This is a genomic window from Micromonospora pisi (assembly GCF_003633685.1).
In the GTDB taxonomy this organism is placed as follows: domain Bacteria; phylum Actinomycetota; class Actinomycetes; order Mycobacteriales; family Micromonosporaceae; genus Micromonospora_G; species Micromonospora_G pisi.
Window position 1 is genome coordinate 6277011 of record NZ_RBKT01000001.1, and the last position, 19676, is coordinate 6296686.

17 protein-coding genes and 3 tRNA genes are annotated in these 19676 nt (G+C 69.7%); 13 read left to right on the plus strand and 7 right to left on the minus strand.

Annotated elements, in window-relative coordinates:
• Nucleotides 1–81: 81 nt before the first annotated feature.
• Entirely contained in the window at nucleotides 82–1116 is a 1035-nt protein-coding gene (locus BDK92_RS27000; protein WP_211349378.1) for a LacI family DNA-binding transcriptional regulator, read from the minus strand.
• 296 nt (nucleotides 1117–1412) lie between these two features.
• On the opposite strand from BDK92_RS27000, the gene BDK92_RS27005 reads away from it, so the two are divergent.
• A complete protein-coding gene (locus tag BDK92_RS27005) occupies nucleotides 1413–2255 on the plus strand; it encodes a DUF6807 domain-containing protein (RefSeq protein ID WP_121159221.1) in 843 nt (280 codons plus the stop codon).
• A gap of 102 nt (nucleotides 2256–2357) precedes the next feature.
• Here the strand turns inward: BDK92_RS27005 and BDK92_RS27010 are convergent, their stop codons facing one another.
• From BDK92_RS27010 to BDK92_RS27030, 5 genes are all read right to left on the minus strand, one after another.
• Nucleotides 2358–3056: a hypothetical protein gene (locus BDK92_RS27010; protein WP_147457125.1), complete on the minus strand. Its 699-nt coding sequence runs from the start codon at nucleotides 3054–3056 to the stop codon at nucleotides 2358–2360.
• A gap of 13 nt (nucleotides 3057–3069) precedes the next feature.
• Nucleotides 3070–3933 carry a carbohydrate ABC transporter permease gene (locus BDK92_RS27015; protein ID WP_121159223.1) on the minus strand — a complete coding sequence of 288 codons (864 nt, stop codon included), beginning with the start codon at nucleotides 3931–3933 and terminating at the stop codon, nucleotides 3070–3072.
• Nucleotides 3930–4892, minus strand: coding sequence for a carbohydrate ABC transporter permease (locus BDK92_RS27020; protein WP_121159224.1), 963 nt, complete (start codon nucleotides 4890–4892; stop codon nucleotides 3930–3932). The genes BDK92_RS27015 and BDK92_RS27020 overlap by 4 nt, the downstream gene beginning before the upstream one ends.
• A 228-nt stretch (nucleotides 4893–5120) precedes the next feature.
• Nucleotides 5121–5702: a TIGR03086 family metal-binding protein gene (locus tag BDK92_RS27025; RefSeq protein WP_121159225.1), complete on the minus strand. Its 582-nt coding sequence runs from the start codon at nucleotides 5700–5702 to the stop codon at nucleotides 5121–5123.
• A gap of 93 nt (nucleotides 5703–5795) precedes the next feature.
• Nucleotides 5796–6401, minus strand: coding sequence for a TetR/AcrR family transcriptional regulator (locus BDK92_RS27030; RefSeq protein ID WP_121159226.1), 606 nt, complete (start codon nucleotides 6399–6401; stop codon nucleotides 5796–5798).
• A 171-nt stretch (nucleotides 6402–6572) separates the two neighbouring features.
• Between BDK92_RS27030 and BDK92_RS27035 the strand changes: the two genes are divergently transcribed.
• The 6 genes from BDK92_RS27035 to BDK92_RS27060 all read left to right on the plus strand — a co-directional run bounded on the left by BDK92_RS27035 (nucleotide 6573) and on the right by BDK92_RS27060 (nucleotide 11899).
• Entirely contained in the window at nucleotides 6573–8879 is a 2307-nt protein-coding gene (locus tag BDK92_RS27035; protein WP_121159227.1) for a TRAP transporter permease, read from the plus strand.
• The gene (locus BDK92_RS27040) at nucleotides 8876–9895 is read left to right on the plus strand and encodes a TAXI family TRAP transporter solute-binding subunit (RefSeq protein ID WP_121159228.1); all 1020 of its coding nucleotides are present in this window, start codon (nucleotides 8876–8878) and stop codon (nucleotides 9893–9895) included. Before BDK92_RS27035 ends, BDK92_RS27040 begins: the two co-directional genes overlap by 4 nt.
• Nucleotides 9896–10083: 188 nt before the next feature.
• Nucleotides 10084–11310, plus strand: coding sequence for a S8 family peptidase (locus tag BDK92_RS27045; RefSeq protein WP_121162621.1), 1227 nt, complete (start codon nucleotides 10084–10086; stop codon nucleotides 11308–11310).
• Between the two features lie 321 nt (nucleotides 11311–11631).
• Nucleotides 11632–11704 (plus strand) — tRNA-Gly (locus tag BDK92_RS27050).
• A gap of 34 nt (nucleotides 11705–11738) precedes the next feature.
• Nucleotides 11739–11809: transfer RNA gene (locus BDK92_RS27055), tRNA-Cys, on the plus strand.
• A gap of 15 nt (nucleotides 11810–11824) precedes the next feature.
• Nucleotides 11825–11899, plus strand: a tRNA-Val gene (locus BDK92_RS27060).
• A gap of 181 nt (nucleotides 11900–12080) precedes the next feature.
• On the opposite strand, the gene BDK92_RS27065 is transcribed toward BDK92_RS27060, so the two are convergent.
• Nucleotides 12081–12746, minus strand: a complete 666-nt coding sequence (locus BDK92_RS27065) for a ThuA domain-containing protein (RefSeq protein ID WP_121159229.1) — start codon at nucleotides 12744–12746, stop codon at nucleotides 12081–12083.
• A gap of 175 nt (nucleotides 12747–12921) precedes the next feature.
• Between BDK92_RS27065 and BDK92_RS27070 the strand changes: the two genes are divergently transcribed.
• The 6 genes from BDK92_RS27070 (at nucleotide 12922) to BDK92_RS27095 (ending at nucleotide 19381) form a co-directional block, all read left to right on the plus strand.
• Nucleotides 12922–13257, plus strand: a complete 336-nt coding sequence (locus tag BDK92_RS27070) for an ArsR/SmtB family transcription factor (protein WP_121162622.1) — start codon at nucleotides 12922–12924, stop codon at nucleotides 13255–13257.
• Complete coding sequence (locus BDK92_RS27075) at nucleotides 13254–13946, plus strand: nitroreductase family protein (protein ID WP_121159230.1); 693 nt, start codon at nucleotides 13254–13256, stop codon at nucleotides 13944–13946. Before BDK92_RS27070 ends, BDK92_RS27075 begins: the two co-directional genes overlap by 4 nt.
• A gap of 1244 nt (nucleotides 13947–15190) precedes the next feature.
• The gene (locus tag BDK92_RS27080; RefSeq protein ID WP_170208691.1) at nucleotides 15191–16582 is read left to right on the plus strand and encodes an MFS transporter; all 1392 of its coding nucleotides are present in this window, start codon (nucleotides 15191–15193) and stop codon (nucleotides 16580–16582) included.
• Complete coding sequence (locus BDK92_RS27085) at nucleotides 16579–17286, plus strand: hypothetical protein (protein WP_211349379.1); 708 nt, start codon at nucleotides 16579–16581, stop codon at nucleotides 17284–17286. Before BDK92_RS27080 ends, BDK92_RS27085 begins: the two co-directional genes overlap by 4 nt.
• The gene (locus BDK92_RS27090) at nucleotides 17283–18494 is read left to right on the plus strand and encodes an NUDIX domain-containing protein (RefSeq protein WP_121159232.1); all 1212 of its coding nucleotides are present in this window, start codon (nucleotides 17283–17285) and stop codon (nucleotides 18492–18494) included. The genes BDK92_RS27085 and BDK92_RS27090 overlap by 4 nt, the downstream gene beginning before the upstream one ends.
• The gene (locus tag BDK92_RS27095; RefSeq protein WP_121159233.1) at nucleotides 18491–19381 is read left to right on the plus strand and encodes a DUF6024 family protein; all 891 of its coding nucleotides are present in this window, start codon (nucleotides 18491–18493) and stop codon (nucleotides 19379–19381) included. Before BDK92_RS27090 ends, BDK92_RS27095 begins: the two co-directional genes overlap by 4 nt.
• The last annotated feature ends 295 nt before the right edge of the window (nucleotides 19382–19676 follow it).

Sequence of the window (19676 nt, forward strand, 5' to 3'; positions counted from 1 at the left end):
CCTTAGTTGTGAACCGTTTCAAAAAACCCGCTCTCAAACTACGAGCGACGGCGCGGGGATGTCAAGGAATGATGCCGGCGGTCAGCTCTGCCGGCGGGTGTACCGGCTCGACTCGCGGACCACCAGCTCCGGCTCGAAGATCACCTGCTGGTGCTGGTGCACGGTCGGGTCGTTCGACTCCTCCAGCATCAGCGCGGCGGCGGTACGCCCCAGACGCTGACGGGGCTGGCGGACCGAGGAGAGTGGCACCGCCGCGGCGGCGGCGAACTCGATGTCGTCGTACCCGACCAGGGCGATCTCCTCGGGCACCCGGACCTGTTGCCGGGTCAGCTCCTGCAGCACCCCGAGGGCGAGCAGGTCGTTGGCGCAGAAGACCGCGGTGGCGCGGGCCGAACGGGGCTGGCCGAGGATCCGGGCGGCGGCGTCCCGACCGGCGGCGACGGTCGGACTGGGGGTGTCGAAGCGGCGCAACTGGTCCTCGTCGAGCCCCGCCTCGCGCAGCGCGCCCAGTGCGCCCGCGTACCGGTCCCGGACCTGTTCCAAGCGCCACGGTCCACCGACAAAAGCGATCTGCCGGTGTCCGGTCTCGACCAGGTGCCGGGCCGCCAGCTCGCCGCCGAGCCGGTCGTCGACCGAGACCGAGCAGACGTCCGGACGGGTCGAGCGCCGGTCCAGCAGGACCACCAGCACGCCCCGGTCCCGGAGCCGGACCAGCCGCTCGTTGGCGTCGTCCACCGGCGTGATCAGCACACCCTGGACCCGTTGCTCCTCCAGCAGGTCCAGGTAGGCGCTCTCGCGTACCGGGTCGCCGTCGCTGTTGCAGAAGATGACCGCCATCCCGGCCGCGCCGGTGGCCTCCTCGACCCCCTTGGCGACGTCGGTGAAGAACGGGTTCGCCACGTCGAGCACGACCAGGCCGAGCGTGCGTCCCCGGCCCCGGCGCAGTTGGCGGGCCGCGTCGTTGGGCACGAAGCCGAGCTCGCTGATCGCGGCGAGCACGCGGGTCCGGGTCGACGTCGCGACGATGTCGGGCCGATTGAGCACGTTGGAAACCGTGCCGACCGACACACCCGCGTGGGTGGCCACGTCGCGGATGCTCACGGCTGGTCCCGCCACCGTCGCCTCCTTCTGTCGTCGCCGCTGCCGCGCGGCGACTGAAACGTGTCAAGAATAGCGGTGCCCGGTCCGGGTCCCCGGGGCCCGCCGGTCGCGCGTCGTCGAGCCGTCCCGGGCCCGCCGGTCCCGCGTGGTCGAATCACCTCGCGCGCACCGTTGCGCGTCGTGGCGCCGACCCTACCGGCAGCAGCGGCCAGACCGCGCCGGGTAGGGTGACGCCGATCGGGGGAAGCGCTTTCCAATTCGTACCGGGTGATCGAACCGAACCAGGTCGATCGACCACGAGAGGCGGACCGATGAGCCACGAAACCACCGCGACCCGGCTGCGCGTACGCGGCGAGACCGTCGCCGAGTACGTACCCGAGCCGGACCTCGACCCGCGCCTGTCTCCCCGGCCGTACCTGCACCCGGTACGCACCCTCGCCGGAGTCACCGTCACCGACATCCTGCCCGAGGACCATCCGCACCACCTCGGCGTCTCGGTCGCGGTGCAGGACGTCAACCGCTTCAACCTCTGGGGCGGCCGCACCTACGTCCGCGACCAGGGCTACACCTGGCTCGAGGACCACGGCCGGATCGTGCCGGAGAGCTGGGGCAGGCAGGCCGACAACGGCTTCGGGCAGCGACTGCGCTGGCTCGACCCGTCCGGGCAGACCCTGGCCACCGAGGACCGGACCGTCTCCGCCGGTGCCATCGCCGGCCGTGACGACGCCTGGCTGCTCGACTTCGCGTACACCGTGACCGCTCCGGCGGACCGGGACGTGACGTTGGGCAGCCCGGCCACCAACGGCCGACCGGACGGCGCCGGCTACGGCGGCTTCTTCTGGCGGGCGGCACCGGGCAACACCCGGGTGCTCACCGCCAGCGCCGAAGGCGAGGAGCAGGTCAACGGGAGCGTCGAGCCGTGGCTGGCGATGGTCGGTCAGCGCACCGACGGTGCCCCGTACACCCTGGTCTTCTCCGGGCTCGGCGAGGGCGACCAGTGGTTCACCCGGGCCGGTGAGTACCCGGGGGTCTGCATCGCGCTGGCCTACCAGCGCACCCTGACCATCCCGGCCGGCGGTCGGATCAGCCGCCGGCACCGGGTCGCCGTCGTGGACGGCGCCCTCACCCGTGACCAGTTGGCCGGACTGAGCTGAGTCGAGCCCGACCCGGCCGGAGCGCGCCCGCACCGAGGAGGCGGGTGGTTCCGGCCGGGTCAGGTTCACGCCGCCGGTACGACGATGGACCGGCGGGAGCGGTCAGCGCTCGTACGCGGGGGAGCGCCCGGCCTCGACGGCACCCGCGGCTGCGCGCCGGTCGGCGGAGCCGGTGGCGGTTCGACGCCGGTCGACGGCGACCGCCGCGAGCGCCGGCAACCCGGGCAGCAGCGGCCAGAGCACCGGCCCCATCGACGCGGTCAGTCCCACCGCGACGAGCGCGAGCAGCAGCAGCCCGGTGCCGGCCGGGTCGGACCGGGTCCGGGCCACCGCCCGGGTGGCCGCGACCGGCCAGCCGGTCCCCGGCCGCCAGGCCACGCAGGCGCGCAGCGCCACCGTGACCAGCAACCCGGTGGCGAGCAGCAGCGCCGGCCCGACCACCCCGGCGCCGGGCAGGCCGGCACCGACCGCCACCGCGTCGAGCGTGAGCACGGCGGTCACCGCGACCGGCACCAGGTACGGCCACCAGCCGCTGCCCGCCGCCGCGCGCCAGGCCCGCAGGTAACCCGGTACGGTGACGCCGGTCCCGTCGTCGGCGCGTTGGCGCAGCACGGTGACCGCCGCCGTGACCGACACGTAGGCGGTCACCAGTGGCAGCGCCGTGACCAGCGTGAGTACGCCGGTTACCAGCACCTCGGAGAGCCAGGCGAGTCCGGCGGCGAACCCGCCACCGGTGGAGGGTCGGCGGCCGGTGCCGTCCGCGGGGTCCGACGATCCGGTGCCGCCCGCTTTCTCGTCCATGGCGGTCATCGGTTCAGCCCTTCAACCCGGAGGTGGCGATCCCCTCGACCAGGTAACGCTGGAAGGCCAGGAAGAAGAGGACGACCGGCACGATGCTCAGCACCGACATGGCGAACATCGGGCCGAACGCCGACTCGCTGGTCTGGTCGATGAAGAGCCGCAACGCCAGCGGCAGTGTGTACGTCTCCGGATCGTTCAGGTAGACCAGTTGGCTGAAGAAGTCGTTCCAGGTCCAGATGAACGTGAAGATCGTCGTGGTGACCAGGGCCGGCTTCAGCAGCGGCAGGATGACGTACCGGAAGGTCAGCACCGGTCCGCAACCGTCGATCTCGGCGGCGTCGTCCAGTTCCCGGGGCAGCCCCCGGATGAACTGCACCATCAGGAAGATGAAGAACGCGTCGGTGGCGAGCAGCTTCGGCAGGATCAGCGGGACGAAGGTGCCGACCAGGTCGAGCTTCTGGAAGATCGTGTACTGCGGGATCAGCACCACGTGGTACGGCAGCATGATGGTGAGCAGGGTGAACGCGAACAGCGGCCCGCGCAGCCTGAACCGCAGCCGGGCGAAGGCGTACGCGGCCAGCGAGCAGGAGATCAGGTTTCCCAGCACCGCGCCGACCGCGACGATCACCGAGTTGCCGAAGAACCGCCACACGCTGATGCCGGCAACCCCGTCCAGTGCCGTGCTGTAGTTCTCCGGCACGAACCGGGTCGGCAGCAGGTCGAGACTGGACAGGATCTCGTCGGTCGGTTTCACCGAGGCGGTGAGCAGCCACGCGATCGGGTAGAGCAGCAGCAGCAGCATAGCGATGATCAGCACGTGCCAGCCCAGGCCGCGCAGCCGGCGGCCGGTGCTGACGGTTGCCGTGTGAGTGGTCATTTGTTCTCCCCGGCGTAGAAGACCCAACGGCGGGAGGTGCCGAAGAAGAGCGCGGTGATCGCGGCGACGGTGAGCAGCAGGATCCAGGCCATCGCCGAGGCGTAGCCCATCCGGAACTGGGAGAAGCCGCGCTCGTAGAGATAGAGCGTGTAGAAGAGGGTGGAGTTGCTCGGTCCGCCCCGACCACCGCTGACGATGAAGGCGGGGGTGAACGCCTGGAACGCGTGGATGGTCTCCAGCACCAGGTTGAACAGGATGATCGGGGAGAGCATCGGCAGGGTCACCGAGCGGAAGGTGCGCCAGCGACCGGAGCCGTCGACCGCCGCGGCGTCGTACAGCTCCTGCGGGACCTGCTTCAGTCCGGCCAGGAAGATCACCATCGGGGCGCCGAACTGCCAGATCGCCAGGATGATCAGCACGTAGATCGCGTAGTCGGGCTCGTTGATCCAGCCGCCGGTGTCCCAGCCGACCTGGCCGGTGAGCGAGTCGACGACGCCGTCGTCGGTGAACAGCGCCCGCCAGGCCAGCGCGATCGCCACCCCGGTGCCGAGCAGCGAGGGGGCGTAGAAGGCCGACCGGTAGAAACCCTGTCCGCGTCGGGCGTTGTTGAGCAGCATCGCCACCGCGAGGGCGGCGGCCAGCTTCAACGGTACGGAGATCAGCACGTACGTCGCGGTCACCTTGGCCGAGGCGAGGAACCGGGGGTCGTCGGTGAAGAGCTTCCGGTAGTTCTCCAGCCCGACCCAGTTCGGGGTGGTGAACAGGTCGTAGTCGGTGAACGAGAGGTAGAGCGAGGCGAGCATCGGGCCCAGGGTGAGCAGCAGCGCACCGAGGACCCAGGGAGAGAGGAAGAGGTACGCGATCCCCGGCCGGTGACGGCGGTAGCGGGGTCGGTTCCGGCCTGATCCGGCCGGGTCGGCGGATCCCGGGGGTGGCCGGCGAAGTGTCTCAGTCGTCATGGCGTGGCTATCCGATCGGCTCGTGACGCCTGCGCCGCCGGGGCGGCGCACTCCCGTGCTGGCGCGCGTGAAACCATTCAATGACGGCGAACGTACCGGCGGTCGGTGGTCCTGTCAACGAAATGGACACGGCCGTGAAACATTTACCGGCCCCTGTGGATCGGCGGAACGGGCTTGTGAAACGTTTCATTTAATGGTACGCGGAGAGCCGCACCAGGTAGGTCCGCCTCAGTCGCCCGGAGCCCAGTCCGGGTCCCGCCCGAACGCGGCCACCAACCGGTCCTGCTCACTGGCATTCTCCGGTACGTGCACCGCCGGCGAGACCAGCCCGCCCTGCCGGTACATCCCCGACCGCTCGGTGAACCACCGGATACACTCGCGGACCGCCTCGGGGTCCAGTTTCGGCTCCACCCCGATCGCCACCGCCAGGTCCCAGCCGTGCACCAGATGCTCGGCGAGCAACTGGCGCAGGTACTCGCTGGCCGGCGTCAGCCCGAACGACAGGTGCACCGTCCGGTCCAGCGCGCCGGCCTCGCTCGCCGCCTGCTCGGCCGCTGCCGCGGCGTCCTGCGCGGCACCGGCCGGATCCGCCCCCAGCAGGTCGCCGGCGAACCGGTCGCCGACCTGTTCGACGGTGGCACCGGAGAGCAGCGGTACGGTCCAGCGGTCCTCGCCGACCACGTGGTTGACCAGTGTCCGTACGTCCCAGTTCGCGCACGGCGTGGGCGTGGGCCACTGGTCGTACCCGACCTGGGCGACCCGGTCGGTGAACTCGCTCAGGCTGCGCCGGTACGTCTGCAGCAGGTCCATGCGCCCGATTCTGCTCTGGTTCGCCCCCGCTGGCCGGGCTTTCCGCCCACCTGCTGTTGGCAGGGCTCCCGGTCACCCGGCGGGCGCCGGTGGCTAGCCCTCCAGTTGCTCGGGGGCCAGGCCGAGTTCGCGGGCGGTGGCGAGCCGCACCCAGTCGGAGAGCTGCCGTCGGGTGATCACCCGATCGTGGACCGCGGACTGCACGGCGAGCCCGTCGATCAGCGCGTTGATCCGCCAGGCGGCACCGGCCGGATCGTCGCAGACGAATACCCCGTCCTCGACACCGGCCGCGATGATGTCGGTGAGGTCTTCCTTCCAGCGCAGGTCGAGCCGGCGGGAGACCTTCTCCAACTCCGGCGTCCGCAGTGACTCGGACCAGCCGTCGATCCACATCCCCCACGACTTCGCCCGACCGCTCGGTGCGTAGAGCTTGAGAATCTTCCGGAGCTTCTCCAACGGTCGGGCCGACGAGCGCATCACCGCGTCGAGTCGGGCCAGATCCTGCTCGGCGGCGTACGCGAACGCCTGTGCGAGCAGCCGTTCCTTCGTGGAGAAGTGGTAGAAGACCAGCGCCTGACTCACCCCGGCGGCCTGGGCCACATCGGCGGTACGGGTGTTGGCCAACCCGCGCTCCTTGATCACCGCACAGGCGGTACGCAGCAGCGCATCTAGGCGGACCTCGGCCGCGCGTCTTGTCACGCGGCTACGTTAACCTATCGATGTGAATACGGTAAGTCACCGACACTGACGGTCTTCGCGCCGTGACCCGGCGTTCGATCGGCAGTCCAGGGACGTACTGGGCCGCAAACATTGATCTACATTGTGCAAAGGTATCGGTGTTCATCGGTGGCTCGTAGTAGGGTCCGGCACATGCCCGAGGGTCAGGCCCCTGTTCCACCAACGGCCAAGGCCGAGCGGGACGATTCCACCCGACCGTCGACGGTGGAGCAAACCACCGGCACCGGGACGGACGAACGTCACCGACCGGTGCGACCGGACAGGCTCGACGCGCCGGCCCTACCCGGCGAACCGACCGACCTCCCGGCGGTCGGCTACGACGACGAGGAACGGCCTGCCCGCGTACTGACCGGACCAGCCGCCACCGTGGTCGCCACAGTGGCGTTCGTCGTCGCACTGCTCGTCCTCGCGCAGGTGTTCCGGCCACTGGCCCAGGGCAGCCAGTTCTATCTGATCATCTTCCTCGCGGGCGTACTCCCGCTGGTCTTCCTCGCCTACCGGTCCGGCCTGCGGTGGCCGGCGCGGCTGCGCCCGCGCGGTGCCGCGCCCACCGACCCGGACCAGCCGGACCAGCCGGACCAGCCGGACCAGCCGGACCAGCCCGCGCCCACCCGGCACGACCGGCCCACCGTCGGCGACTGGCTGCTCGCCGGGCTCGCCCTGCTGGTCTGCCTCTACCCGGTGCTGCCGATCCCGATCGCCGGCGCCGGCGGCGGCTACGACGCCTTCCTCGACCGGCAGGGCCTGCTCGCCCCGACCGACGTGCTGCTCGGCGCGGTGCTGCTGGTCCTGCTGATCGAGGCCTGCCGCCGGACCACCGGCTGGGTGCTGCCCGTCGTCTGCCTGCTCTTCCTCGGCTACGGCTACTACGGCGGCCTGCTGCCGCAGCACTGGGCGGTCGCCCACGCCGGGCTCGACTTCGCCCAGATCGTCGACGCGCTCTACAACTCCGGCAGCGGCTTCTACGGCACCCCGCTCGACGTCGCCGCCACCTACATCGTGCTCTTCACCATCTACGGCGCGGTCCTCGACCTCTCCGGGGCCGGCCGCTTCTTCGTCGACCTCTCGGTCGCCGCGTTCCGCCGCTCCCGCAGCGCCGCCGGCCGCACCGCCGTCGCCGCCGGCTTCCTCCTCGGCACCGTCTCCGGCTCCGGCACCGCCACCGCGGTCAGCGTCGGCGCGGTCAGCTGGCCGATCCTGCGTCGCGCCGGCTACCCGGCCGAACAGGCCGGCGGCATGCTCGCCGCGGCCGGTGTCGGCGCCATCCTCTCCCCGCCCACCCTCGGCGCCGCCGCGTTCATCGTCGCCGAATACCTCGGCGTCTCCTACCTGACCGTGCTCGGCTGGGCGATGATCCCGACCCTGCTCTACTACCTCGGTATCCTGCTCGCGGTCGAGATCGACGCCCGCCGCTTCGGGGTTCGCGCGGTCGAGGTCGTCGCCGGTTCACCGGGCCGGCTGCTGCTCCGCTTCGGCTACCACTTCTCCTCACTGATCATGATCGTGGTGCTGCTCGCGGTCGGGGTCAGCGCCACCCGTTCGGTCGTCTACGCCACCGCGCTCGCGTTCGCGCTCTCCTTCCTCGACCGCCGAGGCTGGCTCACCCCCGGCCGTCTCTTCACCGCGCTGGTCAACGGCGTACGCGGTGTCCTCCCGGTCGCCGCCGTCTGCGGCGCCGCCGGCATCATCACCGCCACCACCACCAAGACCGGTCTCGGCGCCCAGTTCGCCGGACTCCTGGTCCGCGCCGCCGAGACGCTCGCCGACCGGCCCGCGGTCGTGCTCGCGCTCACCGTCGTCTTCGCCGCCGTCGCACTCGCGCTGCTCGGGCTCGCCGTACCGGTGACCGCCTCGTTCATCATCGGCTGGGTCATCATCGGACCGGCGCTGCTCGCGCTCGGCGTACCGGCCCCGGCCGCGGCGATGTTCGTCTTCTACTACTCGGTCCTCTCCGAGGTCACCCCGCCGACCGCGCTCGCCGCCGTCGGAGCCGCCGCGATCACCGGAGGACGGACCGTCGCCACCATGTGGCAGGCGCTGAAGTACGCGTTACCGGCCTTCCTCGCCCCGATCGCCTTCGTGCTCACCGGGCCGGGGGAGTACCTGCTCGGTCGGGGACCGGCGCTCGGTGTGCTCTGGACCGGTCTGGTCGCCTGCGCCGGCATCGCGGCACTCGCCACCGCGACCGGCGGCTGGGTGCTCGGCGTCGGACCGGTGAGCCGGCCGGGGCGGATCCTCGCCGTCCTCGCCGGCCTGCTCCTGCTCTACCTGCACCCGATCTCGATTCTGGCGGGCGGCGGGCTGCTCGCGGTGACCGTCGTCCTGGCCCTCGCCCGCCGCCGCGCCGACCACCAGGCGGCCGACGGCGGAGCGGTCAGGTCAACGGCCCGGTCGACCCTGAGGTCGGACCGGTCACCCCGGAAGAAGGAGAGCTCATGAACCGTGCCACCAAGGCCGTCGCGACCCTCGCGGCGGTCGGTCTCGGCCTGGCCGGCCTGGTCGGTTGCGGCGGCCGGCAGGACGGGGCCAGCACCGACGCTGGCGGCGACGTCAGCTGCGAGGTCGGGGCGGACACCCGGATCGGCATCGCCACCGGCAATGCCACCGGCGTCTACTTCGCGCTCGGCAACGCCTACGCCGAGCAGGTCACCACCGCGACCGACGGCAAGGTCAAGGCGAGCGCGGCGGAGACCGGCGCCTCGGTCCAGAACATCCAGCAGTTGGTCGCCGGGAGCTACGCGGTCGCGTTCTCGCTCGCCGACACGGCGGCCGACGCGGTAGCGGGCAAGGGCAGCTTCGAGGGGCAGGCTCAGCCGGTGCAGGCGCTCTCCCGGATCTACACCAACTACACCCAGGTGGTGGTCCGTACCGGCGCCGGCATCACCTCGGTCGCCGGGATGAAGGGCAAGCGGATCTCCACCGGTTCCCCGAAGTCGGGCACCGAAGTGATCGCCCACCGGCTGCTACAGGCCGCCGGTCTCGACCCGGCATCGGACATCCAGGCCCAGCGGCTCGACCTGACCAAGACCGTCGACGGCATGAAGGACGGCTCGATCGACGCTTTCTTCTGGTCCGGCGGCCTCCCCACCCCCGGCATCACCGACCTGCTCACCACCAGCCGCGACCAGGTCGCCTTTCTCGACATCACCCCGCTGCTGCCCGAGATGAAGAAGGTCAACCCGGTGTACGAGGCGGGCACCATCCCGGCCACGACCTACGGCACCCCCGCCGAGGTACGGACCATCGTGGTGCCGAACCTGCTGCTGGTGAAGAACGACCTCGACGCGAATCTGGTCTGCGTACTGACCAGGGCGCTCTTCGACCGGAAGCCGCAGTTGGAGCAGGCCAACGCGGCGGCCAGGGAGATCAGCCTGGAGACCGCCCGCAACACCGACCCGGTTCCGCTGCACCGGGGCGCGAGCAAGGCGCTGGACGACCTCACCGAGGCGAAGTAGCGACCCCGGGCGGAGTGCGCCGGTACCCGCCCCGGCGCCGGTGCACTCCGTCGCGAGCGAGCGGTGGCGGGAACGCAGACATATCCGGATCGGTCAATGTCCTAGTAGGCTCTTGCTCACCATTCGGGCCGACCGTCGCCGCGCCCAGGAGCCCGGCCGTGGTCGCCGGGTTTGAGGGAGGCCGGAAGATGACCGCCGTACCCGCCCGCCGACGCTGGCTGACCGCCGTCAGCACCGTCGCCATCACCGTTGTCGTCACCGCCGGAACCGGCGCACCGTCGACCGCCGCGCCCCAGCCCGGCGGGGAGATCCACCGGGCCGGCGGCGCGACCGCCGTACCGGACAGCTACATCGTGCTACTGCGTGACCCGGCAGCGTCCGGTCGCATCGCGTTGCGCGCCGACGCCGGCACCGAGGCCACCCGCCTCGCCCGCCGCTACGGCGGCACCCTCGACCGGGTCTACCGCGCCGCGGTGCGCGGCTTCGAGGTACGGCTACCAGCGCCGGCCGCCCACCGCCTCGCCGCTGACCCGGCCGTCGCGCACGTCGAACAGAACCATCTGGTCCCGCTCGCCGCCGGGGTGCAACTCAACCCGCCCTCGTGGGGGCTGGACCGGATCGACCAGCGTCAACTGCCACTGGACCAGCGGTACGCCTACCCGAACACGGCGCCGAACGTGCACGCGTACGTCATCGACACCGGCATCCGGGCCACCCATGTCGACTTCGGCGGCTCCGTCTCCGGCGGGTACGACGCCGTCGACGGGGCGCTGCCGGCAGACGACTGCAACGGTCACGGCACCCACCTCGCCGGCACCGTCGGCGGCCAGTCGTACGGTGTCGCCAAGGACGTACGACTGGTCCCGGTACGGGTGCTCGGCTGCACCGGCAGCGGCAGTTTCGCCCAGGTCATCGCCGGCATCGACTGGACCACCGCGAACGCGGTCAAGCCGGCGGTCGCGAACCTCGCCATCGGCGGCAGCGCCAGCGCGGCGCTCGACGCGGCCGTGACGAACTCGATCAACTCGGGCATCACCTACGCCGTACCGTCGGGTGGCTCGGCCACGAACGCGTGCGCTTTCTCACCCGCCCGGGTGCCGGCGGCCCTGACCGTCGCCGGCACCACGCCGGCCGACGCCCGGGTCAGCTCCGCCAACTACGGCGCCTGCGTGGACATTTTCGCCCCCGGCCAGGGGATCACCTCCACCTGGCACACCGGCAACACCGCCACCGCGACGATCAGCGGCAGCTCGGCCTCCGCGCATGTCGCGGGCTGTGCCGCACTGGTCCTCTCGGCCCACCCCACCTGGACCGCCGCCCAGGTGGCCGCTCACCTGATCACCCAGGCGACACCGGGGATCGTCGCCAACCCCGGTGCCGGCTCGCCCAACCGTCTTCTCTACTGCGGTCCCTGACCCGCTCGGACCACGATCAACGGCCGTCCCTCCCGTCCGGCCGTCCCTCCCACCCGGGCCGGAGGGACGGCCGGACGCGACGATGCTCCTCCGAACGGACCAAACCACATCCACCGTACGTCCGTCCCCCCTGAAACCCAGGTTCCTAGGATGCTTAGCGGGTGTGGCTCCCGTCCGGCCGTCATGGCTGCCGCTATGCCCGCTCACCTGGGACAATCGGAGTACGGAGCTGCGCCGACCCGCCACGGTCACCCCCGATTTGGCACATGTTCGCGGGCTCGGCTAAAGTTCTCATCCGTCACCAGGAAACACCGGAGACAAGCGGACGTAGCGCAGTTGGTAGCGCATCACCTTGCCAAGGTGAGGGTCGCGGGTTCGAGTCCCGTCGTCCGCTCGGAGATGCCGCCACGCACGTCGGGGGCAACCTCGGTGGAGTGGCCGAGAGGCGAGGCAACGGCCTGCAAAGCCGTGTACACGGGTTCAAATCCCGTCTCCACCTCGGCAGTAATGGCGAGGGCGATTGGCGCAGTGGGAGCGCGCTTCCTTGACACGGAAGAGGTCACTGGTTCAAACCCAGTATCGCCCACCAGTAGTACGAGCAGGTCAGCGGCTCGTTACCGGACGTCCGGTAACGAGCCGTTCCCGTTGTGCCCCTTACATTGGGAGCAAACTGGGAGTATATGGTCGTTTTCCTTCGAGGGCCTCCCGTGGCGCTTGTAGCAATTGCCCGCTTCGGCGCTGCCACGGACCCGAGGCGGCCACCGTAGGGGTCAGATGCGGTGCCGGAGCCAGGATGCGACGCGCCTGAGTAGTTCGACGTGGCCAGGCGACTCGTACGACCTGAGGTCGTGACCGAGACCGTCGTAGACCACCCGGCTGGCCCCGACGGTGCGCGCCCAGACGAGCGGGTGGGTGGCGCCGCTCTCCTCGTGGACGTAGAGCGGCTCACTGCCACGGTCGACCAGATCCAGGTTGGTGAAGCGCTCGTCGTAGACCTCGAAGTCGCCGAGTCCATCGACGATCGGATGTTCGAGGCCGCTACGCCGAATTAGGGTCTGGCCGATCGGCGGGTGGAAGGTCCTGTCGTAGTCCCAGACGGCGCCGATCGTGGACCGCCAGATTGGCAGGCGCGGGAAGGCGATTGTCGCACTGTGGGTGGCGAGAAGGTTGCCGCCACGGGCGAGGAAGGCGTCAAGGATGCGAGCAAAGTCGTCATCCTCGGCAATCGGTGTGGAGCGGTTGGCGCTTGCGTTGACTACCAGCAGGCCGACACCGTCGAGGGCGGCGTCGAGTTGACTGACAGACGTCACGGTCGCCACGGAGTTTGCGTCGCCGACGATCTCGGCGATCTTCGCGCTGGTGTCAGCCAGAGGGTGCCACGGGTCGGCGTACGGGCCTTCGCCGGTGAAGATGATGGTTTCGATGGGCTGCGTCATGATCCTCCGATCCTGCTCGGTTGATGCCAAGGTGACTGGCGTGCTGGGGTGCGCGAGCGGACACCCGGGGACCCTCGACCGCTGCGAGCGGGGTCGAGGGGGGTTGGCTCAGGGCCGAGCGGGCTATGATTTCGATGGTTCCCGAAGACCCGAAATGAACGCTAGCATGGTGTCCATGAGAGCCCTGCATCATCCCGACCTCGCCGCAGTCGACCTGGCCACGCTGTTCAGCGCGCTCGCCGACCCGGTCCGCTTGAGCGTCGTACGGCAGTTGGCGCAGTCGGGTGGTGTCGTGTGCGGGAAATTCGAGGCGCTGTCGGAGGTGAGCATGTCAACCCTCTCGCACCATCTGAAGGTCCTGCGTGAGGCCGGTATCCTCCGAGTCACGCCCAACGGGAGTTTCCGCCGTCACGAATTGCGTGCCGACGAGATCAATGACCGGTTCCCCGGGCTGCTTCCTGCGGTCACCGCCAACCTCGGCATCTCCCAGACCGCGGGAGCACTGGCATGACCGACTCCGGACCAGCACCCCAGAGTCCGCACGGCGCGCTTGGTCTGTTCGCCGACGAGGTTCTCACCACGACCCGTGCCGTACGTAAGCGCCTCGACCTGCGGCGCCCCGTGCCGCGCGATGTGGTCGAGGATTGCCTCCGCATCGCCTTGCAGGCGCCTAGTGGTCGGAACAGACAACGTTGGGACTTCGTCTTTGTCGAAGACCCGCAGACCCGGGCATCCGTCGCCGATCTGTGGCGGCGCGGCCTGATGGCCCCGCCACCGGCCTCCGGAGCGGCCCGCCCTGCCTTCAGCCGCATGGACTTCTCCTCGACCCAGTGGAGTCGCATCGCGGGCAGCCTGCAACATCTCGCCGAACATCTTCATGAGGTTCCGTTGCTGCTCATCCCGTGTCTGCGCGTCGAGTCTCGCGCCGAACTCGATAGCGTTCGCGGGCAGGCCGGTGCATGGGGTTCGGTCATACCGGCGTTCTGGAGTTTCATGCTGGCCGCGCGTGAACGCGGGCTCGGCACCGCGTGGACGACGAGCCATCTCAGCTATGAGCGGGAGATGGGGGACCTACTCGGGATCCCTTACGACACCGTCGTGCAGGTAGCCCTCACACCGGTGGCCTACACCCTGGGAACGGACTTCAAGCCCGGTTCCCGTGCCGAACCGGCGGCGTTCGCCCACTGGGACCGTTGGTAGGACGCCGCGTTTGTCGAGCCCGCCTGCTCGAAGGCACGTACGACGTCGTTTTGGCGTCCTGGGTGTAGTGCCCCCAGCCGTCCTGGTGCAGTGGCACTACTGCTCGGACCCTGAGTAGGGCCGCCGCTCGTGCCGCCATTTCTGCGTTCAGGGTGAGCAGCCCGTTGCCGAGGCATGACGATCTTCCGGCCGACGTGCCCGACGGTTTCCCCGAGCTGAAGTGATTCATCGGGTGGCGGCAGACCCGCTCGGCCGGTTCCGATGGTCGACTTTCTTCATTGCCCGGGCCACTCTGCTGCGTTGGCACCGCGCTCTGTTCGCCCAGAAGTTGCTTTATTTGAAACGATGGCCAGGGTGTCCGCGAGTGCGGGCAAAGATTTGTGCCTTGGTGTTGCGCCTAGCCGGGCACAATTCGACCTGGGGCATCACCGAGTGCAGGGCGAACTCCCGGGCTCGGTTACGGGGGCGCGCCCAGGAAGGTCGGCGTGACGATTCATGTCTTCGTATCCGTTCGGGCAGCGGGCGGGCGAGGGCGGACCGGATCGCGCGGTGCGGCCGAGACAGTCGCGGCCGGCTCCGGGCCTGTCGGTGGCGCAGCGCAGCCGCATGCCGCAGCGCGAGGACCAGCAACGCTGCGGTCGCCGGGATCGACACCCTGCTTCGTTGAACAGATGGGTCATGGCCAGGTAGAGCAACGCCGACCGTACGGGTGATCGTCAGCCCGAGCCGAGAATTCCCAGCTCACAGCCTGTGCGACGGGTCTTCGTGCGGTACGGGGCTCTGATGGGTACCCAACACCCGCGATCCCGCCCGGCACGATGAACCCACGCGAGCCCCACGCCGGCCCACCGGTCGCGGCGCCGAGGCACCTCCGGCAACCCGGGGCCCGTCGGCCTTCCCGGTCCGCCGGCAGCATCTACGCAGGTCAACCTCCACTGTGTCCGACGCGACGGGGATGGCCGGACGAAGGGGATATCAAACTTGACCAAGGTAGTGATACTTTGTGTCAGCGCCGGGCATACTCACGGCTAGCAGGGAGGGGTGTAATCCCGTCACTGACGCCGTGAGCTCGGCTTGCCGTGGAATATCCGGGCTTTGTCCACGGCAATGATGTCACCGATCAGAAAACCGGCCCGGTGGCTTCCTTCGGTGCCCATGCCGGCCCAGCATAGGACAAAGGAAATCCTACAATCATGACCGGAAATATCCGGCCGCATTCCGATGCGCCGACGTTGTCCTTACTGATGACGCTGGCAATCTGCTCGGCGCTCCTCGTGGAGGGCATGAGTTCGTCGAGCATCAACGTGCAGGTCGGCGCCATTCGCGACGACATGGGGCTCACCGGCACACAGCTCCAACTCGTCGCCGGTTCGTTCCTGGTCGCCTACGCCGCGTTCCTGCCGGTGGCCGGGCGCCTGGTCGACATCCGTGACAAGCGCCGCGTGTTCCAGGCCGGGATTCTGCTGTTCAGCCTCGGCTGCGTCGTGTGCGCCGCCGCGGCCGGCAGCTGGACGCTCGTCCTCGGCCGGGTGATCCAGGGCGCGGGAGCGGCGCTGAGCACTCCGGCGGCCCTCGCGCTGATCACCACCGGCCTGTCGCCCGGGCCGAAGCGGAACCGGGCGATCGGCATCTTCAGCGCGATGGGTTCGGTCGGTTTCTCGTTGGGCCTGGTGGTGCCCGGCCTGGTCGTCGCGGACCTCGGCTGGCGTCTCAGCTTCCTGCTCTACCTCCCGCTCACCATCGTGGTGCTGCTGGTGACCCTGCGGCTGGCGCCGGCCGACGTCGACGCCGAGGGCAAGGCCGACATCGCCGGCGCGTTCTCCCTCACCGTCGCGCTGATGCTGCTGGTGAGCGCGGTGGGTGGCGTCGGCACCACCGCTCCGATGTGGATCGCGCTCCAGCTTGCCGGTGCCACCGCCTGCGCCCTCTTCTACCGGCACCGCACCACCCGCACCGGTCGCCTCATCCCGGTCGACGTGCTCCGTTCCCGCCGGGTGATCGCCTACTGCCTGGCGCTGGCCGCGGTCTTCGCTGGCATCGTCACCTCGATGTACCTGATCAGCCTGTCCCTGCAGACCGACCGGGGCTACGACGCGTTCGACGCCGGGCTGGCGCTGGTGCCACAGAGCATCGCCAACGCGGCTGCCGCGGCCCTCGGCGCCCGCCTGGTCACCCGGATCGGCGCGGCACGGGTGCTGTTGGCCGGCATGGTCTTGATCACCGGTGGCCTCGCCTACCTCGGGTTGGTCGGAATGGACCGTTCCTACGCCACCGGCATCCTCACGGCGATCGTGGTAATCGGCGTTGGCGTCGCCATGTGCTACCCCGCCGCCTCGATCGGCGCGGTGGACGACGTCGCTGCCGTTCATCGCGGCGTGGCCTCCGGTCTTCTTGTCATGTGCCAGAACATCGGTGGCGCGCTTGGGCTCGCCCTGGCCACCGCCACCGAGGTAGTACCCGCACCAGGACAGGCGACCGACACTGCGTTGGGCATGTTCGTCTCCGCAGCCTTCCTGGTGATCGGCGGCCTGGCGGCGTTCGTCGTCAGCCGCCGCCGCCCTGCTCCATCTCGCCCGTCCCCTCGTCCCCACAGCGGTGACGCGGAGCTAGCACGTCTCACGGAGGACCCAAGATGACCTACGACTCGCCGGCCCCTCAGCTCGTCATGTTCACCGGAGGGCGGGACAGCACTCTCGCGGCGTCCAGCCTGATGCTCCAGGGCATCCCGGTGCACCTGTTCACTGCCAACAGCGGCTGCTCGCTGCGCCGTGAGGCGCTGGGCCTGCGTGTTCAGGAACTGCGGGCCCGCTTCGGCGACCTGGTGGTGACGCACGTGGTGCAGGACATCAGCGGGGCGTTCCGTTCGATCGCCATCGAGTCGATCGAGGAGGACATTCTCAAGTACGAGAAGAACCTGGTCCTGCTCGGCGAGAAGATCGCCATCCACGCGCACGTCATCGATTACTGTCTGCGCAACGGCATCACGCTGGTGAACGACGGCATCGCCGCCTACCAGCAGGAGTTCCCAGAGCAGCGGATGGTCGCCCGGGCGTACTTCGACAAGTTCATCGCCGAGTACGGCCTGGAGTACCGCAGCCCGATCTACGAGTTCGCCACCTCGGAGCACGACGTCAAGTACCGGTTGCTCCAGCTCGGCCTCTCCACCAAGTCGTTGGAGGGAGTCTCGATCTTCGCGGACAGCTTCACCACCCCGTCGGACGAGACGATCCTGGCGTACCTGATGGCCAAGGAGGAGCTCTCGCGCGACATCATCGGTTTCCTGACCGGACGCAGCCTCCTCATGCCCGGCGCGGACGAGCGCGAGCCGGTGGCCGCGTGAGCAACACCATCGTGAAGGTCGCCGCGGTCGTTCTCCGCGGTGGCCTTCTCCTGGTGGTTCGCAAACGCGGCACCCCGATTTTCATCTCGCCGGGCGGCAAACCGGAGCCGGGCGAGACCGATGCGGAGGCCCTCGCTCGCGAACTGCGTGAGGAGACCGGGCTCACTCTGCGCGCCGCCGAGCCGTGGGGCGAGTACACCGCCGGCTCGGCGCTGGAGACCGCGACGGACGTGCGTATTCGGGTCTATCTTGCTGAGGCCGATGGCACCGCCCGGCCTGCGGAGGAGATCGACGAGGTCGCCTGGATCGACGCCGATTACGCTGCGGACGGCGTACGTCTCGGATCGGTCTTCGGTGAGCAGGTGGTGCCGCGACTGCTCGCCGAGGGGCTGCTGCGGTCGCGTCACCGGCCGGAACCGGCCGGTGACCTTGTTCTGGTCGCCGATCTCGACGGCACCCTGGCCTTCGAGAACCGGCCGCCCGGCCCAGCGGTGTCCGCGGCGCTGAACGAGATCGCGGCGCGCGACGACATCCGGCTCGTGCTCGCCACCTCGCGGGCACCGCGCGGGGTCCGCGCACTGGTCGGTCCACTTGCCGACCGCGCGGAGCTGCTCTGCTGCAACGGCGGGGTCCATGTCGCCGGCGGCACCGTGCAGCGGCGGATCCAGCTGCCCGCCGACCGGCTCCGCGCGCTCGTGGCCCACCTCGACCGCGCGGGCATCGGTTACTGGGTGGATTTCGGCGACCGGTTCCAGGTCCGCGGGGGCGGGTTCCCGTGGATGAGCTACCCGGACCGGATCGACCTGACGGCCGGTGAGGAGCCCGAATGGCACGGAGCGATCAAGCTGGCCGTCGACAGCGCCGGTAACGAGACGCTGCTGAACGGGTTGCGTGATCTGGCCGGTCCCGGGCTGGAGTTGTTCCCGCACGCCGGCGGGGTCCTCGACGTGACGTCGACCGGCGCCACCAAGGAACTTGCGCTGTCGGTGATCCTGCCGGCTGTGCACGGGCCGGTGGTTGCCTTCGGTAACGACGCGAACGATCAGATCCTGCTCGCCGAGGCGGATCGGGGCGTCGTAGTGGGTGACGGCCTGCCCGGCCTGGAGTACGCCGGTCACATCAGCCGGGTGGCCGCCGAGGACACGAGCGTCGCCGCCATGTTGCTTGCGGCGGTCGCCCGGGCACGGGTTCCGGTAGGCCCGTCATGAGCACGCTGGATGCCGCCGCGCTGCATCCAGCGCTCCAGGAGAAGGACGGCGACCGGCACTACTTCGCGGCGGCGGCCCGGCTGCGCCGTACGGCGACGGAGACGCTTGTCCGGGATCTCGGCGCCGACCGGTTCATCGGGTACCTCACCCACAACACCACCGCAGGCCTGCTCGCCGTGTGGTGGGCCGCCACCCGGGCGGGACACCGGATCGGCAGCCGGGGCCTCCGGTCGCAGCACTACGCGCCGTACGCCGCCGTCCTGCCAGCCGACGATCCGGAGGCGACGTGGGAGTTCCGTACCCATGTGTCGCCGGTGACGGGCGCGGTCGACCCGCTGGGTGGCGGCGCCGGCCGGACCGTCCTCGTCGACGCCGCCCAGTCACTCGGCACCTGCCTGACCTCATCCCTGCTGGTCGCGGCGGATGTTGTCGTGGCGCCGACGCACAAGCACCTCGGCCTGTGCGTCGGCGCCGGCATCGTGCTCGTGCGACGGGAGGTTCCCCGGCTGGAACCGGTCCATGCCGCCCTCGCCGTCGCGGAGAGCGGAGCGCAGTCGCTCGACCAACTGCGCCGGCTGACAGCCGCGCTCACCGCCGCGGACGGGCGGGTGTTCAATCGCGTCCGGTTCGAGATGGACGACGGCCTGCGCTCGTGGTGCGCCGGGCACGGCCTGCGTCCGCTCGGCACTGCCGGGGGTGTGCCGTTCGTCTGCGTGACCACGATCGACGGCAGCCCGCTTACCGAACGGATGTCACTGCGCGGCTGGCGGCACATGGCCGACGCGAACGCGGCCCGGTTCTCCCATCACGTCCCTGGGCGGGCGGGCGACGCTCCGGTGGATCACACCGCTGCGTTCCGCCGAGCAGTCGAGCAGGCTCTGCTCTGACGGCAGTGGCGAGAGCCTATCATGCGTAATTTATGCATGTCAATCTGTTTTAGTGGTAGTCGGGTATCCGTCGATTCGATCCCGGGAGCTATTTCAATCGCACTCATGCCGCATTGCGCAGCTTCCCATACGGGATCCGTTGCCGGTTTGCAATGATCTATGTCGCTCATCACATAGGCAAATTCCTGTCAATGTCAGTAAGCTCCGGATGCGCGGATAAGTCCTGCTCAATGCCTTGTTGACACTCCCTCTGGTCGACCCCATACTAGGCACCAGTGAATCCACTCCACGGTGG

Coding starts and splice junctions, on each gene's coding strand:
- BDK92_RS27010 (WP_147457125.1), bottom strand. CDS start 3,056: ATGGACGAGAAAGCGGGCGGCACCGGATCGTCGGACCCCGCGGACGGC.
- BDK92_RS27005 (WP_121159221.1), top strand. CDS start 1,413: ATGAGCCACGAAACCACCGCGACCCGGCTGCGCGTACGCGGCGAGACC.
- BDK92_RS27070 (WP_121162622.1), top strand. CDS start 12,922: ATGAGAGCCCTGCATCATCCCGACCTCGCCGCAGTCGACCTGGCCACG.
- BDK92_RS27040 (WP_121159228.1), top strand. CDS start 8,876: ATGAACCGTGCCACCAAGGCCGTCGCGACCCTCGCGGCGGTCGGTCTC.
- BDK92_RS27065 (WP_121159229.1), bottom strand. CDS start 12,746: ATGACGCAGCCCATCGAAACCATCATCTTCACCGGCGAAGGCCCGTAC.
- BDK92_RS27095 (WP_121159233.1), top strand. CDS start 18,491: ATGAGCACGCTGGATGCCGCCGCGCTGCATCCAGCGCTCCAGGAGAAG.
- BDK92_RS27075 (WP_121159230.1), top strand. CDS start 13,254: ATGACCGACTCCGGACCAGCACCCCAGAGTCCGCACGGCGCGCTTGGT.
- BDK92_RS27080 (WP_170208691.1), top strand. CDS start 15,191: ATGACGCTGGCAATCTGCTCGGCGCTCCTCGTGGAGGGCATGAGTTCG.
- BDK92_RS27020 (WP_121159224.1), bottom strand. CDS start 4,892: ATGACGACTGAGACACTTCGCCGGCCACCCCCGGGATCCGCCGACCCG.
- BDK92_RS27085 (WP_211349379.1), top strand. CDS start 16,579: ATGACCTACGACTCGCCGGCCCCTCAGCTCGTCATGTTCACCGGAGGG.
- BDK92_RS27025 (WP_121159225.1), bottom strand. CDS start 5,702: ATGGACCTGCTGCAGACGTACCGGCGCAGCCTGAGCGAGTTCACCGAC.
- BDK92_RS27015 (WP_121159223.1), bottom strand. CDS start 3,933: ATGACCACTCACACGGCAACCGTCAGCACCGGCCGCCGGCTGCGCGGC.
- BDK92_RS27035 (WP_121159227.1), top strand. CDS start 6,573: ATGCCCGAGGGTCAGGCCCCTGTTCCACCAACGGCCAAGGCCGAGCGG.
- BDK92_RS27045 (WP_121162621.1), top strand. CDS start 10,084: ATGACCGCCGTACCCGCCCGCCGACGCTGGCTGACCGCCGTCAGCACC.